The organism is Neorhizobium sp. 05N33, assembly GCF_056397445.1.
In genome coordinates, this window is the sequence record NZ_JBFTNK010000003.1 from 213489 (window position 1) to 230933 (window position 17445).

The 17445-nt window shown below is 61.7% G+C and carries 16 protein-coding genes and 1 pseudogene; 6 read left to right on the plus strand and 11 right to left on the minus strand.

What is annotated here, in order from left to right:
* Positions 1-42 precede the first annotated feature (42 nt).
* On the minus strand, positions 43-975 hold the full coding sequence (locus tag AC1DLT_RS09800; RefSeq protein WP_437179059.1) for a sugar-binding transcriptional regulator: 933 nt from the start codon (positions 973-975) through the stop codon (positions 43-45).
* 235 nt (positions 976-1210) lie between these two features.
* Between AC1DLT_RS09800 and tal the strand changes: the two genes are divergently transcribed.
* Complete coding sequence (tal, locus tag AC1DLT_RS09805; RefSeq protein WP_038545433.1) at positions 1211-2176, plus strand: transaldolase; 966 nt, start codon at positions 1211-1213, stop codon at positions 2174-2176.
* 86 nt (positions 2177-2262) lie between these two features.
* Here the strand turns inward: tal and AC1DLT_RS09810 are convergent, their stop codons facing one another.
* The 3 genes from AC1DLT_RS09810 to AC1DLT_RS09820 form a co-directional block, all read right to left on the minus strand.
* On the minus strand, positions 2263-3060 hold the full coding sequence (locus AC1DLT_RS09810; RefSeq protein WP_477486626.1) for a class I SAM-dependent methyltransferase: 798 nt from the start codon (positions 3058-3060) through the stop codon (positions 2263-2265).
* A 128-nt stretch (positions 3061-3188) separates the two neighbouring features.
* A complete protein-coding gene (locus tag AC1DLT_RS09815; RefSeq protein WP_477486627.1) occupies positions 3189-4484 on the minus strand; it encodes an MFS transporter in 1296 nt (431 codons plus the stop codon).
* Between the two features lie 76 nt (positions 4485-4560).
* Positions 4561-4962 (minus strand): MarR family winged helix-turn-helix transcriptional regulator, encoded by a 402-nt coding sequence (locus tag AC1DLT_RS09820; protein WP_247138925.1) that lies wholly within the window; start codon positions 4960-4962, stop codon positions 4561-4563.
* A gap of 219 nt (positions 4963-5181) precedes the next feature.
* Here AC1DLT_RS09820 and AC1DLT_RS09825 point away from each other — a divergent pair, with 219 nt between their 5' ends.
* A complete protein-coding gene (locus tag AC1DLT_RS09825; RefSeq protein WP_477486628.1) occupies positions 5182-6561 on the plus strand; it encodes a hypothetical protein in 1380 nt (459 codons plus the stop codon).
* A gap of 157 nt (positions 6562-6718) precedes the next feature.
* Here AC1DLT_RS09825 and lysS read toward each other — a convergent pair whose 3' ends face one another.
* The 3 genes and pseudogenes from lysS to AC1DLT_RS09840 form a co-directional block, all read right to left on the minus strand.
* Positions 6719-8215 carry a lysine--tRNA ligase gene (lysS, locus tag AC1DLT_RS09830; RefSeq protein ID WP_038545420.1) on the minus strand — a complete coding sequence of 499 codons (1497 nt, stop codon included), beginning with the start codon at positions 8213-8215 and terminating at the stop codon, positions 6719-6721.
* A 250-nt stretch (positions 8216-8465) separates the two neighbouring features.
* The gene (gene gltX / locus AC1DLT_RS09835; protein WP_247135838.1) at positions 8466-9923 is read right to left on the minus strand and encodes a glutamate--tRNA ligase; all 1458 of its coding nucleotides are present in this window, start codon (positions 9921-9923) and stop codon (positions 8466-8468) included.
* A 115-nt stretch (positions 9924-10038) separates the two neighbouring features.
* Positions 10039-10278 (minus strand): annotated as a pseudogene (locus tag AC1DLT_RS09840) (SLC13 family permease); the annotation flags it as partial.
* A gap of 125 nt (positions 10279-10403) precedes the next feature.
* Between AC1DLT_RS09840 and AC1DLT_RS09845 the strand changes: the two are divergent.
* The gene (locus AC1DLT_RS09845) at positions 10404-10946 is read left to right on the plus strand and encodes a glutathione peroxidase (RefSeq protein WP_038545412.1); all 543 of its coding nucleotides are present in this window, start codon (positions 10404-10406) and stop codon (positions 10944-10946) included.
* 38 nt (positions 10947-10984) lie between these two features.
* Here the strand turns inward: AC1DLT_RS09845 and AC1DLT_RS09850 are convergent, their stop codons facing one another.
* From AC1DLT_RS09850 to AC1DLT_RS09865, 4 genes are all read right to left on the minus strand, one after another.
* Positions 10985-11347 (minus strand): HVO_A0114 family putative DNA-binding protein, encoded by a 363-nt coding sequence (locus tag AC1DLT_RS09850; RefSeq protein WP_172724028.1) that lies wholly within the window; start codon positions 11345-11347, stop codon positions 10985-10987.
* On the minus strand, positions 11344-11631 hold the full coding sequence (locus tag AC1DLT_RS09855) for a toxin-antitoxin system TumE family protein (RefSeq protein ID WP_247135840.1): 288 nt from the start codon (positions 11629-11631) through the stop codon (positions 11344-11346). Before AC1DLT_RS09855 ends, AC1DLT_RS09850 begins: the two co-directional genes overlap by 4 nt.
* 74 nt (positions 11632-11705) lie before the next feature.
* The gene (locus tag AC1DLT_RS09860) at positions 11706-12473 is read right to left on the minus strand and encodes a TerC family protein (RefSeq protein WP_247030989.1); all 768 of its coding nucleotides are present in this window, start codon (positions 12471-12473) and stop codon (positions 11706-11708) included.
* 98 nt (positions 12474-12571) lie between these two features.
* Entirely contained in the window at positions 12572-13273 is a 702-nt protein-coding gene (locus AC1DLT_RS09865; RefSeq protein WP_038545406.1) for a TetR/AcrR family transcriptional regulator, read from the minus strand.
* Between the two features lie 134 nt (positions 13274-13407).
* Here AC1DLT_RS09865 and AC1DLT_RS09870 point away from each other — a divergent pair, with 134 nt between their 5' ends.
* From AC1DLT_RS09870 to AC1DLT_RS09880, 3 genes are all read left to right on the plus strand, one after another.
* Entirely contained in the window at positions 13408-14622 is a 1215-nt protein-coding gene (locus AC1DLT_RS09870; RefSeq protein WP_477486913.1) for an HlyD family secretion protein, read from the plus strand.
* Positions 14623-14643: 21 nt separating this feature from the next.
* On the plus strand, positions 14644-16236 hold the full coding sequence (locus AC1DLT_RS09875; protein ID WP_477486629.1) for a DHA2 family efflux MFS transporter permease subunit: 1593 nt from the start codon (positions 14644-14646) through the stop codon (positions 16234-16236).
* Positions 16237-16379: 143 nt separating this feature from the next.
* On the plus strand, positions 16380-17420 hold the full coding sequence (locus AC1DLT_RS09880; RefSeq protein WP_477486630.1) for a LacI family DNA-binding transcriptional regulator: 1041 nt from the start codon (positions 16380-16382) through the stop codon (positions 17418-17420).
* Positions 17421-17445: the final 25 nt, after the last annotated feature.

Genomic DNA, 17445 nt, shown 5'->3' on the forward strand with positions numbered 1-17445 from the left:
TCTGTTGAAGCGCAGCCTGTGTCAGGCCAACCCTTGTGCTCCCTAGGAAGGTTCGTTCAACCTTAACAACTCCTTCGCCGCCGTCTCATCCGTAATCAGCGTATTGCACCCGACCCTGCGGATCGTCGCGCGGATCGCCACCGCGCGGTGCGCGCCGCCGGAGGAGAGCACGATGTGTTTGGCCTGTCTCAGCGTATCCAGATCCACGGACATCACCCGCTCGTTCAGCTTGTGATCCACCGAGCGGCCTTCTTCATCGAGAAAGTTGAACATCGTGTCGCAGACGCAGCCCGCCGCGATCAGCCGATCAAGCTCGGCCTTGGAGATGAAGCCTTCCGACAGCGAGGTCGAATGTGGCCCGATATCGCCGCAGCTCACCACCGCCAGGTCGAGATTTTCGGCGAGATCGTAGATCGTGTTGAGCCCGCATTGCTCGATCAGTGCCCGCTTAGTCTTGACCGAGTCGACCAGAAGCGGCGCCAGGAACATGTAGCATTCGGCGCCCAGCTGGCCGGCGAAACGCCAGGTGTAGTCGATCGGATTGGTCTGGTGGACGGCGACGATGCCGCCGAGCAGCGAGACGACCTTGCAGTTCTCCCGCCGCGGCGGGCGAAAGCTGCCGAGCGAGGCGGTCATCGTGCGGCCCCAGCCGACGCCGATGGTCATGTCGTCCTGCACCACTTCGGAAAGGAATTGCCCGAGCGCCAGGCCGACCGAACTGGCGAGCGCCGCGGCGCTGCTGTCGCGCGGGGCGGGCACGACCACGGCCTCGTCCAGCCCGTAGGCCTTTTCCAGCCGGATCGCCAGTTCGACGCAGGTGTCGATGCCTTCGCTGATCCAGATCTGGACCTCGGAGCGCTTCATCGCCTCGTCGAGCAGGCGGATCACCGTCGAGCGGCTCAAGCCCAGCCGTTCGGCGACATCTTTTTGCGTCAATCCCTGGTTATAATAAAGCCATGCCGCCCGCAGCCGCATGGAGGCGGCTTCGGAATAGGCGGTATGGGTCTCGTGTCTGAGCCTAGCCAACGGGCCTCCCGGGACAATGATGGACAAGCCCCATGATATTTGTTCCAACTGACACATATGTCAATTCCGAAGAACAAATGTCTTGACTTTTTGACCGCCGGCAGGGGATAATTCTTGCCAACGCGCTGGAGGAGCCAAATCGCGCAACAGGCGTTTAGTTCTCCATATATCGAGGAATATTCGGATGACGTCTAAACTAGAGCAGCTTCGTTCCATGACCACGGTCGTTGCCGATACCGGCGACATCGAGGCGGTCGCCCGTTTGAAGCCCGTGGATTGCACCACCAACCCGACCATCGTACTCAAGGCGCTCGGCACGCCCATCTTCGCCGACAAAGTCAAGGAAGCGATTGCCTGGGGCCGCAAACAGTCGGGCAATCCGGACGCCGTCGTGTCCGCCGTCGCCGACCGTCTGGCGATCACTGTCGGTGCCGCCCTGTCCGAGCTGGTGCCGGGCCGCGTTTCGACCGAAGTCGATGCCGACCTGTCCTTCGACACGGAAGCGTCGATTGCCAAGGCTCGCCATATCATCGCCGCCTACAAGGAGCGCGGCATCGAGCGTGACCGCATCCTGATCAAGCTCGCCTCCACGTGGGAAGGCATCCGCGCCGCCGAAGTGCTGCAGAAGGAAGGCATCGACTGCAACCTGACGCTTCTCTTCAGCCAGGCCCAGGCAATCGCCTGCGCCGAAGCCAAGGTGTTCCTGATCTCGCCCTTCGTCGGCCGCATTCTCGACTGGTACAAGAAGTCGACCGGCCAGGATTATACGGCCGAGACCGATCCGGGCGTCGTCTCCGTGCGCGCCATCTACAATTACTACAAGGCGAACGGCATCAAGACGATCGTCATGGGCGCCTCCTTCCGCAACGCGGGCGAAATCGAAGCGCTGGCCGGCTGCGACCGCCTGACGATCAGCCCGGCTCTGCTCGATGAGCTCGACAAGGACACCGGCAAGCTGGAGCGCAAGCTCGTGCCGGAAACGTTCAACGCGGAGCCGTTGCAGTCGCTCGACGAGAAGTCCTTCCGCTGGATGCTGAACGAGGACGCGATGGCGACCGAAAAGCTGTCGGAAGGCATTCGCGCCTTCGCCAAGGACCTCGCGTCGCTGCGCCAGATCGTCAAGAAGGAACTGACCCTCGCCGCAGCCTGATACCAGCTTCCACCGCCGGCATGAAGAAAGGCCCGTCTCGCGACGGCCCTTTCTGTATTGGCAAATGCTCAAGTCCGCGCTCGGGATCAGTCCGGCTTTCTGCTGACGAACAGGCCGGTTTCCTTCTCCACCTCGAGCACGCCGTTGCCGCGCTCGAATGCAGCGGCGATTGCTTCCCGGAACGCGTCCAATTGAGCCTCGTCCGCGCCGTCGCCGTGCGGGTAGGAGGTTAGCGCCAGAAAGACATCCTCCGGCTCGGTGATCCGCATGTGTGCGGGGTGCTGGGAGAAGGCAACATTGCCAAACCGGGCACGCATCAGCTCCTCGGCCCTGTCGTATCCGAAAACGGCCGCGCTCGGATCGAATGGCTCGCTGCCGAACACGGTGGTAAGTTCGTAGATCCCGCGCATGTTGCCCATGCCGTTGGTAGTGACCGCCAGCCATCCACCGGGCTTCAGCACCCGGAACATTTCCGCGATTCCTGCTGCCGGATCGGGCAGGTGGTAGAGCATGTGCATGGCCACCACGAAGTCAAAGCTATTGTCCTCGAAGGGAAGGGAGGAAGCTTCCGCCTGACGGCCCGTGACCGATCCGAAGGGTAGGGACGTACAGCGCGCAAGGGCCTCTTCCACCATTCCGGAAGATTGATCGGCGAGCGTGAGGTCGAGATTTTCAGGTATATCGTTGATGACCGAGGCCCAGAACCAGGCGGGGCCGCAGCCGATATCGAGGACGCGGTCAGCAGGCCTCAGGGGCAGTTGCCGCGCAACCCAGGGAAACCAGCCGGTCTCGGCGATCGTATATTCCCTGTTGAGGCGCCCCCGAGCCGCCAGCTTGCGGCTGTCGGCATATTGAACGGCGTTGCCCGAGGTGATCGACGACATGGTGCCTCCTGCGGCGATGGCGGCCTGGCTTGCGCCACCAATATCATATCCCGGGAGTTTTGCAGTTTTGCAATCACAGGCTAGGTCTCCGGCGGCCGGTGACAGCCGCTGGAGAGGTGTTGCGAAGATCAGGCCGGCTGCGGCACGAGCTTGGCGGTGCCCGGCTTGCGCAGCAGCAGGACGGAAACCGCGGCGATCATGCACATCACGCCGGCGATCTGCAGGGCCGGCATGTAGGTGTTGAAACCGCTCTTCAAGTAGCCTGCGCCATAGGCCGCGGTGGCAGCGCCCAGCTGGTGCCCGGTGAACACCCAGCCGAACACCATGCCGGCCTTTTCGCGGCCGAATTTATCGGCGGCGAGCTTTACCGTCGGCGGCACGGTGGCGATCCAGTCCAGCCCGTAGAAGACGGCGAAGGCCGACAGTTCATAGAAGCTGAAGCCGGAGACGGAGAGGTAGATCAGCGACAGGCCGCGCAGCCCATAATACCAGAAGAGCAGGATGCGGTTGTCGTACCGGTCGGAAAGCCAGCCGGACATGATCGTGCCGAAGAAATCGAAGATGCCAAGCACGGCCAGCGTGCTGGCGGCGGCCAGCGGCGCCATGCCGAAATCGCCGCAGATCGAGATCCAATGGGTCTGGATAAGGCCATTGGTGGAGAGCCCGCAGACGAAGAAGGTGCCGAACAGAACCCAGAATGTGCCGCTGGCCGAGGCGCTCTTCAGCGTGGTGATCGGCGAGATCAGCGTGGTCAGCAGCTTGTGATCCTGCTTCGGTGACCTGGAGACGGTCGTCTCGCCATAGGCCGGCAGGCCGACGTCGGCGGGATGGTCGCGCATCAGTGCCAGCACGAGGATCATGGCGGCGCTGATGGCGAAGGCGGTCAGCGCCAGTGCCGTGCGCCAGCCATAGGTTTCGCTCAGGTCCGCCAAGAGCGGCAGGAAGACGAGTTGGCCGGTCGCGTTGCTGGCGCTCAACATGCCCATGACGAGGCCGCGACGTTGCGAAAACCAGCGGGAAGCTACCGTTGCGCCAAGCACCATGGCGGTCATGCCGGTGCCGACGCCGATGACGATGCCCCAAAGCGCCACCAGCTGCCAGACCTCGGTCATGAATAGTGAAACGACGATGCCGCTCAGGATCAGCGCCAGCGCGGTCGTGACGACCTGGCGGATGCCGAAATGGTTCATGAAAGCGGCGGCAAACGGAGCAAGCAGCCCGAACAGCAGCAAACGCACCGCCATGGCGGACGAGATGTCGGCGATATCCCAGCCGAACTCCTGATGCAACGGCTGGATCATCACGCCGGCCGAGCCCATGGCGCCGGCGGTCGCGAGCATCGTCAGGAATGTGGTGATGGCAACCACCCACCCGTAGTGCAGGTTTCTGGCCGCCATCCATTGGGCGGCGCGATTGGAGATCATGGTTCTGTCCCTTTCCTGGTCGTTGCCGCTCCGGCAGCGTGTAATTTTCGGGTATATGCCCGCTTTTGAATAAAAATCAGAGAGCCGCCAGCAGCTCCTGCAATTGTCTGGTTTTCTCGGCCCCGAGCCGGGCTTCGATATCGTCCTGGACGCTGTCCCAGAGCGGCGCGCCCTGCTTCAGGATCGCCGCACCCTTCGGCGCCACCGTCAGCATCGCCTCGCGCTGGTCCTCGCCATGGCCGATCGCCACCAGGCCCATACGCTCCAGCACCTTGGTATTACGGCCGACCGTCGAGCGGTCCAGTTCCACCTGGACGGCGAGATCGGTCAGCGAGATCGGCGCCAACCGGTTGATGTTGCGCAGCAGGCTGAACTGCCCGATGTTGACGCCAAGCGGCGCCAGGGCCTCGTCGTAATAGGACGAGACCTTTCGCGAGGCTTTGCGCAGCAGGATGCAGTGGCAGGTGTCGTTCGGCATAGAGCGGGTATATACCCGCGGTTCGATTTGCGCAAGAGGGGCGCATCAAAAGCTGGAACGTTTCGGAATGGCGCAGGCCGACCCGAAGAAAGACCTCCAGGGCACAAAAAGAATGGCCCGGCTTAAAGCTTCCTCAACAAGAATAGGCGACTATCCCGGCACTATTCCATCCTGTTGTTTTGCGTAGATATGGAGTTTGATCATGCCGGAGCTCGGCAAGTGAAGGGTCTGAAGTTCCGGTTTTCCAAGAAGCTCGTCTTCATCCTCATGGGCAGTATCGTCGTTCTCGGCGGTGGCAGCGGTGCGGCCGCTGTGCTCATCGGCACGGACAAGATCCTCGGCCCCTCCTATCTGGAGATCAACGGGCTCGAATGTACCGCGCTGGAGACGGTCAAGATCAAGCGCGATCAGCGTTACTGGATCCGCAAATACGTGGTGAGCGACGGAACCGGCGACGGTCTGGCGCGCATTCGCACGGCCTTGCGTGTCGCCAAGGCGGTCCAGGAAAAGGAAAAGGCGGATCTCGTCCAGGTGGCGATGATCGACAAGGCCGGCCCCCGCGATCGCGCTCAGATGCGCGGCCGTGCGATCGGTGCCCAGGTCGTCTATATTCCGGATCCCAACAAGGCGCCCGAAGGCGCCGACGTGCGGCCCTATTCAGCCTACTACCTCGACGGCGCGGCCAATTCGAACGGCGAATATTACGGCATGCGCATCGACCTGCCGCTCGAGGATGTCGAGACGCTCACCGCACGGCTGACCGACCACGCCGATTGCCTCGAACCTGTCGTCGCGGCGCCGGAAGGCGAGCACGGCGCTTCCGCCGGCCATGGCGAAAAGCCGAAGAGCCACGGAGCAATGAGCGAAAAGCCCGCTTCCGGTCATGGCGAGCCTGCAGCCGACCCGCATGGAGCGCCAGCCGAAGGCCATGGTGACGAAATTGCGGCCAAGGAAAACGGCGGTTTCTTCAGCTCCATCACCGGTATGATCTTCGGCTCGAAGGCGCAAGCGCCGGCAGAAGCCGCACATGCGCCCGAGGGCAATGCCGCCGCCGCTCAAACCCATGCCGCTGCTCCGGCTGCCGCCGCCCATCCGGCTCCGGCCGCCGCTACGCATCCGGCACCTGCAGCACAGAACAAGGTTGCCGCCGGTCAGGGCCAAGGCAAGCAGAAGCCGGCCGCACCTGCCCAGGTCGCGTCCGCCGAACCGAAAAAGCAAGAGGGTGGTTTTCTCGCCTCGATAACCGGCATGTTCTCCGGCAGCGGCGAACAGGGGAAGGCCGACGCACCACAGGCCGCAGCCCAGACCGCCGCCAAGCCAGCAGAGCCCGCGCCTGCGCCACGTACGTCTGCGGAAGGCGGCAAGCGCTGGTCCAAGCAGACCGATGGCGATGCGGTTCGTTCCGACGCCAAACCGCCGGAAACGGCGCATGCGGAAGCAGCCCCGGCCAAGACCGCCGGCTCAACGGACGCGGACGCCGCCGGCGCCGAATGGCTCGCAAAGCTCAGGGGCCAACCGGCTCCAGCCGCACCCGCAAAACCCGCTGAGGCGGCGTCAGCTTCGGATGCGAAGGGCCCGGCTGAGAAGGTCGTGCATTGAGAGGGGAATAAACCGAGCTCTCCGTCGTCATCTCGGGCTTGACCCGAGAATCCAGAGTTCGCACCGCCTAGTCCGTGGATCCTCGGGTCGAGCCCGAGGATGACGACCGTGGCGGCCTAGGTGGCCGTGGTGGCCTTGGTGGCGGAGGCGAACCCTATCAATCCGCCTTCGCCCGGCGGGCCGGGAACAGGATCACGTCGCGGATCGACGGCGAATCCGTCAGCAGCATGACGAGGCGGTCGACGCCGATGCCGAGGCCGCCGGCAGGCGGCATGCCCTGGTCGATCGCATCCAAAAACTCGTCGTCGAGCTGCTTGTCCTTTTCGCCGCGGGCATGCGCCTGTTCGAGCTGCTCGACCATGCGCTTGCGCTGTTCTTCCGGGTCATTGAGCTCGGAGAAAGCGTTGCCTAGTTCCCAGGCGTTGCAATAGGTCTCAAAACGTTCGACGAGGCGCGGTTCGCCCGGGACTTCCTTGGCGAAGGGCGAGATGTCCTTCGGGAAATGCGTCACGTGGCTCGGCTGGATCAGCGTGCCCTCGACCTTTTCCTCGAAGATGAAGGCAAGGCATTCGCCCCAGGTCCAATCCTTCTCGACCGCGAAGCCGGCGGCCTTGGCGGCGGTGCGGGCTTCCTCGTCGGTCTTCATGGCAAGGAAGTCGATACCGGTCGCCTCCTTCACCGCATCGGGCATCGGCACGCGCTTGAACGGGCCCTTGAAGGACAGTTCCTTGTCGCCGAACTTCACTTCGGTCGTACCATGGATGGTCATGGCCAATGTCGAGAACATGCGCTCGACGAGGTCCATGATGTCCTCGTAGTCGGCATAGGCCCAGTAGCACTCCATCATCGTGAATTCGGGATTGTGCCGGGTCGAGACGCCTTCGTTCCGAAAATTGCGGTTGATCTCGAATACCTTGTCTGTGAGGCCCGAGACCAGCGTGCGCTTCAGAAACAGTTCCGGCGCGATGCGCAGGTACATGTCGAGCTTCAGCGTGTTGTGATGGGTCTTGAACGGCTCGGCTGTCGCGCCGCCGTAGACCGAATGCAGCATCGGCGTCTCGACTTCCATGAAGCCGTCGTTTTCCATGAAGCGGCGGATGCCCGAGACGATGCGGCTGCGCTGCTGGAAGCGGAGCTTCGACTCTTCGTTGGTCATGATGTCGAGATGGCGCTTGCGGTAACGCAGCTCGACATCCGACAGGCCATGCCACTTCTCCGGCATGGGGAGCAGCGACTTGGTGAGCATGGTGATGTTCTGGGCGTTGATGGTCAGCTCGCCGCGCTTGGTGCGGCGCACGACGCCTGTGACGCCGATGATGTCGCCGATATCGACCATCGGCAAAAGGTCGCGGGCTTCCTGCGGGGTGGTATCCTTGTGCGAGAAGATCTGCACCTTGCCCGATGCGTCATGGATATCCATGAACATGCCGGAATTGCGCGAGGAATAGACCCGGCCGGCGACGGTGACGATGTCCTGTGTCTCGACGTCCGCTTCCAGGTTTTTGTATTTCTCGGCCAGCTCCGCATTGGTCATCGTCCGGTGGAAATGCGCCGGATAGACATCGCCGATCTTTTCACGCAGCAAAGCGAGTTTCTGGGCGCGCACCTGGGTGGCGTCGGAGGAGAGGGCGGTTTCGGTCGTGTTCTCGGTCATCGTGTTTCGCCTTCTTCGGGCTGTCTTCGTTGGGGTTACCCCCCCTCTGTCCTGCCGGACATCTCCCCCTCAAGGGGGGAGATCGGATGAAGCACTCTCATCGTCCTGTCTTCGTCGCCGCATGCTGAGCATTCGACGTTTGTTGGGCGCAAGTCTGTGCCTCTTGTGATCTCCCCCCTTGAGGGGGAGATGTCCGGCAGGACAGAGGGGGGTATTTCAGAATGCCGTCGTTAGCGACAGCACTCGAGTGTTATTTCCCGTCGCCCACCATGGATGCCACCACTGTCGCTGCAATCTTCAGCCTCTGGCGCACCACGGACCGGCCGAGCAGCGCCATCGAATCGAACAACGGCAGCGAGCGCGACGAACCAGACATGGCGACGAACAGCGGCGGGGTGACGACACGCAGTTTCTTGGCGAGCTTGTCGGCCACGGCGCGCAGTTCAGCGTCGATCGTCTCGACATTCCATTCCAGGATCTTTTCCAGATCCGTCTGAACGGTGGTGAGGATTTCAAGCGTCTCGGCGGGGCTGGTCTTCAGGCCTGCAAACGAGGCCGGCGTCAGGCCGACATCGGAGGACAGCAGGAAGCCGGCAAGGTTCGGCAGTTCGCCGAGCTTGGAAATGCGGCTCTGCGAGTGTTTCAGGCCTTCCGTCAGCCGGCTGTTCTCCATGGCCCATTCCAGCGTGCGGGCGACGAATTCGTCCGGCGTCAGCTTTTCGCGGATCCAGCGGCCGTTCAGCCAGTCGAGCTTCTGGATGTCGAAGATCGCGCCGGCCTTGGAGAGGTTGTCCGGATCGAACTTCTCGATGAGCTCGTCCATGGTCAGCATCTCTTCGCCTTCGGCGATCTGGATGAAGAACAGGCCCAAAAAGTTCATCAGCGCTTCCGGCAGGTAGCCGAGCGCGGAATAATAGGAGATCGAGGTCGGGTTCTTGCGCTTCGACAGCTTCGACTTGTCGGCATTCCTCATCAGGGAGAGGTGCATGAACACCGGCTGCTCCCACTCGAAATAGCGATAGAGCAGGATATGTTTCGGCACCGATGCCAGCCATTCTTCGCCACGCGCCACGTGGGTGATCTTCATCAGATGGTCGTCGATGACGTTCGCCATATGGTAGGTCGGCATGCCGTCGCCCTTGATCAGCACCTGCATGTCGACCGAATCCCACGGGATCGAAACGTCGCCGTAGACGCCGTCATGGAAATCGCAGGAGCCCTCTGTCGGGATCTTCATGCGGATGACCGAGCCTTCACCGGCCGCCATCTTGGAGGTCACTTCCTCGGCCGTCAGGTTCAAGCAAAGACCGTCGTATTTCGGCGGCTTGCCGGCGGCGCGCTGGCCTTCGCGCATCTGCTCGAGCCGCTCGGGCGTGCAGAAGCAGCGGAAGGCATGGCCCTTGTCGAGCAGCTGCTGGGCGTAGGGCTGGTACATGTCCTTACGGTCGGACTGGCGGTAGGGACCATAGGGACCGCCGACATCCGGGCCTTCCGCCCAGGTCAGGCCCGTCCAGCGCAGCGCGTCCAGAACCTTGTCCTCGAATTCTTGCGTCGAGCGCGTCGCATCGGTATCCTCGATGCGCAGGATGAATTCGCCGCCGTGTTTCTTGGCGAAGAGATAGTTGAAGAGCGCGATATAGGCGGTGCCGACATGCGGCTCGCCGGTCGGCGAGGGGGCGATGCGGACGCGGGGCTTCGTGGCGATCATGAAGAATGCTCTATCTGTGGCGGCCGGGAAGGCGCCAAGCCTGTTTTTGAAATGCGGATTGGCGCAGGCTTAGGCCATATTCAGCCGCAAGCGTCAAGGTTTTTGGCCCTGAACCTTACCTTACCGGCCAAACATAGAGCAGTGCCGGCACGCTGACGAGGATGATCAGGAAAGAAAGCGGCAGACCGAGGCGGGGATAGTCGGAGAACTTGTAGCCGCCGGGGCCGAAGACCAGCGTGTTGCACTGGTGGCCGACCGGGGTGAGGAAATCGCAGCCGGCGCCGATCGCCACCGCCATCAGAAACGCCTCCGGCCGAAAACCGAGACTGGTGCTCGCGGCGATCGGGCCCATCAATGCGGAGACGAGTTCAAAGTTCCGGCGCGACTGATCGACAGGGCGCCCGTCCACTGGACAACCGGTGCCGCTTCGATAGGGTGTCGCGGCAAAACGACCAGATTGTTTTAAATGGAGATTTGTCGATGACTGATGTTTTGAACGTGCCGGTGAAGCTGGCCGATGGCCGCGAGACCACGCTTTCGGAATACAAAGGCAAGGTGATGCTGGTCGTCAACGTTGCCTCGAAATGCGGCCTGACCAAGCAGTATGAAGGCCTCGAAAAACTCTACGAAGACAAGCGCGGCGATGGTTTCGTGATCACCGCTTTCCCGGCCAACAACTTCAAGGGCCAGGAGCCCGGCACGGATGCCGAGATCGTCGAATTCTGCCAGCTCACTTACGATGTAAAATTCCCGATCTTCTCGAAGATCTCCGTCAAGGGCGAGGACAAGCACCCGCTCTACCAGGGCCTCACCGGCTCCGGCGTGCCGACCACCGGCGACGGTCCGATGAAGGAAAAGCTGCGGGGCTTCGGCATGGAAGTCGAAGACGGCGAGATCGTCTGGAATTTCGAGAAATTCCTGATCGGCCGCGACGGCGAGATCAAGGCCCGCTTCGCGCCCGATGTCGACGCGCAGGACAGCCGGCTGGTCGAGGCGGTCGAAAGGGAACTGGCGAAGAGCTGAGCGGCCCGGCAAAGCCGGAGCAATTCTTTGCCTTCCAACTAGGCCGCTTCAGTGATCGCCATTTCTGCCGTGATGCGATCCCAGGGAACCTTGACCAGACCCTCCGCGGTCTTTTCGATTAGACCGACCTCGGCCAGGGCGACCACGTCGGCATGGACCCCGCGATAATCCCGCTTCAGGGAATGAGCGAGCTGGCGGATCGAGGAGGTGCCAGCCGCTTTCAGGGCGCGCAGAAGCCGCCAGCGATTGGCGGTCAGCACCTTTAAGAGAAGATCCATGCTTTCGAAGGCAATCTCGCCCGGCTGCAGGCTGAAATCGCCGGCGTCGATCCGCGCTCCAGCCCTTGTCGCGTTTTCGAAAAACGCGTCCATATTAGAAACGTGAATCCGAACTTCGCTCATACCTTCAACTCCCGGCGGACATCGTCTTCGAAATCCCCGATCATCCGTTCGAGGCTCTCGAAACGATAGGGTTCCTCATGATCGCGATAATGGCGGTGATCGCCTTTCCCAAATTCGTTGTCGTAGCCAATAATTCGCTCTCCCGGGCGTCCGAAGAAAAGCGAATATTTCAATCCATGTGGACGTTCCGCGTTGGGATCCGGAAGCTGCCAGACCTTCATCTGGATGATCCTTCCATCATCCAGATGAAATTTCCGATCCATGATTAAGGTCGCTCGCGCCATTTGATGCTTTATCTAGCATATGCTGAATATGGCATCAAGGCGATGCTCGACTTGACGGAAGGGAAACGTCACCATCAGTGCAGCGTCGTCCCGCTGCCCTTTTTCTTCTTGCGGGCGTTGCGCGCCACCATGTTGAGCACCTCGACGCCGGCGGAAAAGGCCATGGCGGCGTAGATATAGCCCTTGGGCACGTGCACGCCAAAACCTTCGACGATCAGGGTGCCGCCGATCATCAGCAAAAAGGCGAGCGCCAGCATGACGATGGTCGGGTTCTTCTCGATGAAATTGGCAAGCGGAGTGGCGGCGATCAGCATCACCGTGACGGCGGCGATGACGGCGACGACCATGATCGGCAGGTGAGGGGTCATGCCGACGGCGGTGATAATGCTGTCGATCGAGAAGACGAGATCGAGCAGCAGGATCTGGCCGATTGCAGATGCGAAGCTCATCTTGAGCACGTCCTTGCCGGCGCCGACCAGGTCTTCCTTGTGGTCGTCGACATCGACGGAGTGGTGGATTTCCTTGGTCGCCTTCCAGACAAGGAAAAGGCCGCCGGCGATCAGGATCAGGTCCTTCCAGGAGAAACCATGGCCGAAGGCCTCGAAGATCGGGTTGGTAAGCTGGACGATCCAGGCGACGGTGCCGAGCAGGGCGAGACGCATGACGAGCGCCAGGCCGATGCCGATCCTGCGGGCGCGTTCGCGGCTTTCGGGTGGCAGCTTGTTGGTGAGGATCGAGATGAAGATCAGGTTGTCGATGCCGAGCACGACTTCCATGACGACGAGGGTGACGAGCGCCACCCAGGCGGCCGGATCCTGAACCAGCGCGACGATATCCTGCATCAACATTCCCTTCTTTCAATCGCAAGGCGTAATTGCCGTCCCGATTTAAGGACTGGAGATGCAAAGACAAGAGGAGGTTGCGTTACAACCTCCTGAAATCAGGCATGTTCTTTGGTTTTTGTCGTCACGGAAGCGTTATGCAGGCCGTAGGCTGCCATGAATACCCGGATCGCCCCCGTAACAGCACGGTCGATTTCGCGGAAGGGCGGCACGTCATCGAGATCGCCAAACAGGCGGAACTTGAAAAATGTGCCGCTCGACATATCGATGAACTGACGCGCCGCCAGGTCCGTATCCTCGATCTTCAGATTGCCGAGCGCGATATGACGCTTAAGGAAATCCTCAAGAACTGTGCGTACGTTTTGAGACGGTGAGTTGAAGAAGTGATGACAGATGTTTGGAAGACGATCGACGACGCCGATGACGGTGCGCATCGCGCCGATCACCTGCGGAGAGGTGATATGGGTCACAAATCCCATCCCGAAGCGGTAGAGACCGTCCTCGACTTCCTCACTGCCTGCGAGGATGTCGCGCATACGCAGGGTGATCCGCTCGCGTTCGCGCGCCACGATCGCCCCGAACAGGTCTTCCTTGTTCTGGAAGTAAACGTAGATCGTGCCTTTAGAAACGCCCGCCTCGCGGGTGATGTCGTTCATGCTCGCCGCGTCGAAGCCGAGCTTCATAAAGACGCTCTTTGCCCCGTCGATAATCTGTTCGCGTTTCGCCGGGTCTTCGCCCGCTGCGAAACGTCCGGCGGCAATCGGATCGTTTTTTTCCAGTTTCCTTGTCTGCCTGGCCATTTCGATGCCCTTTTTTAACCTTTTCGAACCGAGCGGTTCGATTGCTCTTGATATGTGTCATCGAAAGGTCTAAGTCAAGGTCGCTGAACCGATCGGTTCGATGAAATAAGACGCTCCCAAGACGGTATATGAAGATGACGGCCTCTCACAATACCGGCGCATTGCGCGCCGTGACGACGGAAAATGTCGACCTTTCGGAGGCTGAAGCCCGCAAGGCTTCGCCTGCGGCTGAACAGCCTGCGGCTGCCGAGGCGATTGCGGCCCCGGCCGCTGCCAAAGCGCCGGAAAAGAAGAAGCGCCGCGGTCTCCTGCTGCCGATCATCGCGCTTGCCCTCCTTGGTGGCGCCGGCTGGTACGGCTATAACTGGTGGATCGACGGCCGGTTCCTGGTTTCGACGGACGATGCGTATGTCGAAGGCGATATCGCGGTCATCTCGCCGAAGGTTTCCGGTTACGTCGCCAAGGTGAACGTCGTCGAGAACCAGGCCGTCAAGGCCGGCGATTCGCTCGTCACGCTGGACGACGGCGACTACCAGCTCGCACTTCGCAAGGCGCAGGCCGCCATAGAATCCGCCAATCTCGCAGTGTTGCGGATCGACGCGCAGATCGTCGGCGGCGAAGCGGCGCTGAAGCAGTCCCAGGCCCAGCAAGGCGCTCTCGAAGCTGCTGTCCGCGGCGCCGAGATCATCCAGAAGCGCGCGACGAGCCTGCAGGCAAGCGCCGTCGGCACCGCCGCCGCGCTCGACAGCGCCCAGATTGCGCTCGAACAGGCCCGCGCCAATCTCGTCGCCGGCCAGGCCGCGGTTGCCTCGGCTCAGGCCAATATCGGCCTTCTGCATGCGCAGCGCGACGAAGCGGTCAACACGATCCGCACCCAGGAGCTCGCCCGCGACCAGGCCCAGCGCGATCTGAACTTCACGGTCCTGAAGGCGCCTTATGACGGCGTCATCGGCAATCTCTCTGTCCAGACGGGCGATCTCGTCTCGACGGGCAAGCGGCTCGCGTCGTTGGTGCCGCTGACCGAGCTCTATATCGAGGCGAATTTCAAGGAAACTCAGCTTGGCCATCTGCAGCCGGGTTCCAAGGTTCGCGTGCATGTCGATGCCTATGACGATCACAACATCACCGGCACGGTCGTGTCGATCGCGCCGGCTTCCGGTGCCGTCTTCTCGATGCTGCCGCCGGAAAATGCGACCGGCAACTTCACCAAGGTCGTGCAGCGCGTTCCGGTGCGCATCTCGATCCCCAAGGAAGACCTGGAGCGTCAGCATCTTCGCGCCGGCCTGAGTGTCGTCGTCGACGTCGACACCCGCACTGCGCCTGGCATCGGCGCTGTCGCTGCCAAGTAAAGAGAACCAAGGAGAGCGGCCATGGCAGGAGCAACAGCCACGGCGGGCGCATCCCCTATGGCGATGCCCGCCGACCAGCCGATGGACAGACGCAAGCTCATCGCCTTCTTCGCGATGGTCTTCGGCATGTTCATGTCGATCCTCGACATCCAGATCGTCTCGGCTTCGCTCGCGGAAATCCAGGCCGGCCTTTCCGCCGGTTCGGATGAAATCGCCTGGGTGCAGACCTCCTACCTGATCGCCGAAGTGATCATGATCCCGCTGTCGGGAACGCTGGCGCGTATCATCTCGACGCGCTACCTCTTCGCCATCTGTGCCGCGGGCTTTACGCTGTCCAGCATCCTTTGCGCCACCGCGACGAATATCGACCAGATGATCGTCTACCGCGCCATCCAGGGCTTCATCGGCGGCGGCATGATCCCCTCTGTCTTCGCTGCGGCCTTCACCATCTTCCCGCCGTCGAAGCGCAGCATCGTGTCGCCGATCATCGGACTTGTCGCGACGCTCGCGCCAACCATCGGCCCGACGGTCGGCGGGTACCTTTCCAATTCCTTCTCCTGGCATTGGCTGTTCCTGGTCAACGTCATCCCCGGCATCATCGTGACGGCCGTCACCTTTACGCTGATCGACTTCGACAAGCCGCAGCTTCAACTGATGAAGAAATTCGACTGGTGGGGGCTTGCTTCCATGGGTGTCTTCCTCGGCGCGCTGGAATACGTGCTGGAAGAGGGCAACAACAAGGACTGGTTCAGCGACGACAAGATCGTCGTCGGTGCGGTCCTGGTCACTGTTGGTGCGGTGGTGTTCTTCTGGCGGGCCTTCAAGGTCGAGTTCCCGATCGTCGATCTCCGAGCATTCAGCAACGCCAATTTCGCCTTCGGATCGCTGTTCTCCTTCATCATGGGCGTCGGGCTTTACGGGCTCACCTATCTCTATCCGCTTTATCTCGGCCGCATCCGTCATTACGATTCGCTGATGATCGGCGAGACCATGTTCGTCTCGGGTATCGCCATGTTCGTCTCCGCGCCGCTCGTCGGGAGGCTATCGAGCAGCGTGGACCTGCGCATCCTGATGGCGGTCGGTTTCGGCGCCTTCGCGATGGGCACCTACCTGATGACCGGCATTACCGCCGACTGGGATTTCTACGAACTGCTTCTGCCGCAGATCCTGCGCGGGTTCGGGATGATGATGTGCATGGTGCCGATCAGCAATATCGCGCTCGGAACGCTCACACCGCAACGTATCCAGGGCGCTTCCGGTCTCTTCAACCTGACGCGTAATCTCGGCGGCGCGGTCGGTCTTGCGATCATCAATACGGCTTTGACCCAGCGCTCCGACGAGCATTATGCCCGGCTTTCGGAGCATGTGAACTACGGCAATCCGGCTGCGCTGAGTTGGCTCGACAACGTCGGCGCCAATTACAATGCCTTGGGTCTCGACGGCGGCGCCGTGGCGCTCCAGAAGATCTCCGGCATCATCACCCAACAGGCCCTGCTGCTGTCCTTCATGGATGTGTTCTTCATCCTGACGGCGCTGTTCGGAAGCCTGATCTTCTTTGTCTTCCTCATCGCCAAGCCAGGCCGCCCCGCGGGCGCCGGTGGCGGCGGGCATTAAATTCCAGCATTCCACCGCCGGGAAGAGGGCCGCCACACACGTGACGGCCTTTTTCTTTGGCGTCCAGCGTTGTTGAAACACGTACCTCAAATTTTGATTTACGTACCTCAGAATTTCCGCTAACACGGTCGGCGGAGGAATTCATGAAGCCCACAGTTCATGACATCGCAAAGATTGCGGGCGTCAGCCTTGCGACCGTCGACCGGGTTCTCAACGGCCGGCCGGGCGTGCGTTCCGTCACCCGCGGCAAGGTGGAGGAGGCAATCGCCTCGCTCGGTTATGTGCGCGATCTCGCCGCCGCCAACCTTGCCAAAAGCCGGACCTATTCCTTCGTCTTCATCCTGCCGGCCAACGACAATTCCTTCATGATCGGCCTCACAGAGGAGGTGCGCGGCGCGGTCGCCCGGTCCAGCTTCGAGCGCACCGATATCCGCATCGTCGACGTACCGCCCTTCGACCCTGACGCGCTGGTAGCAGCCCTTGAGGCCGTGCTTGCCGAAAAACCGGCGGGCGTTGCCTTCGTTGCGATCGACGCGCCGGAAGTCCGCACGGCCGCCGAGCACCTGCGTCAGGCCGGCATCCCGATGGTGACCTTGGTCTCCGACCTGCCGGATTCCTCCCGCGACCATTATGCCGGCATCGACAATATTGCAGCCGGCCGCACTGCGGGCAGCCTGATGGGGCGTTTCCTCAACGGGCCTTCCCTCGGCGAACGAGGGGCGACCGTCGCGGTGCTCGCCGGTTCCATGCTGGTGCGCGACCATCGAGAGCGGCTGGAAGGTTTTTCGACCGTGATCGCCCAAGCCTATCCGAACGTCCGTATCCTGCCCGTCCTCGAGGGCCGCGACGATCCGGTGCTCGCCGAGACGATGATCGCGGAGGCGCTGCGTCGTAATGCGGACATCGCCGGCATCTACAGTCTCGGTGCCGGCAACCGCGGCCTCATCCGCGCGCTGCAGGCGGCGCACGGCCCCAGCCGGCCGCTCGTTATCGCGCACGAACTGACCGCCTCGACCCGCGCAGCACTTGCCGACGGCACCATTGACGCGGTGCTGAACCAGGATGCGGGCCACGAAGTCAGAAGCGCCATCCGAGTGCTGAAGGCCAAGGCGGACGGCCTGCCGGTGCTCGCCGCCCAGGAACGCATCCGTATCGACATATTCTTGAAAGACAATCTGCCCTGAAGGGCGGAGCATTAGGAGAAACACC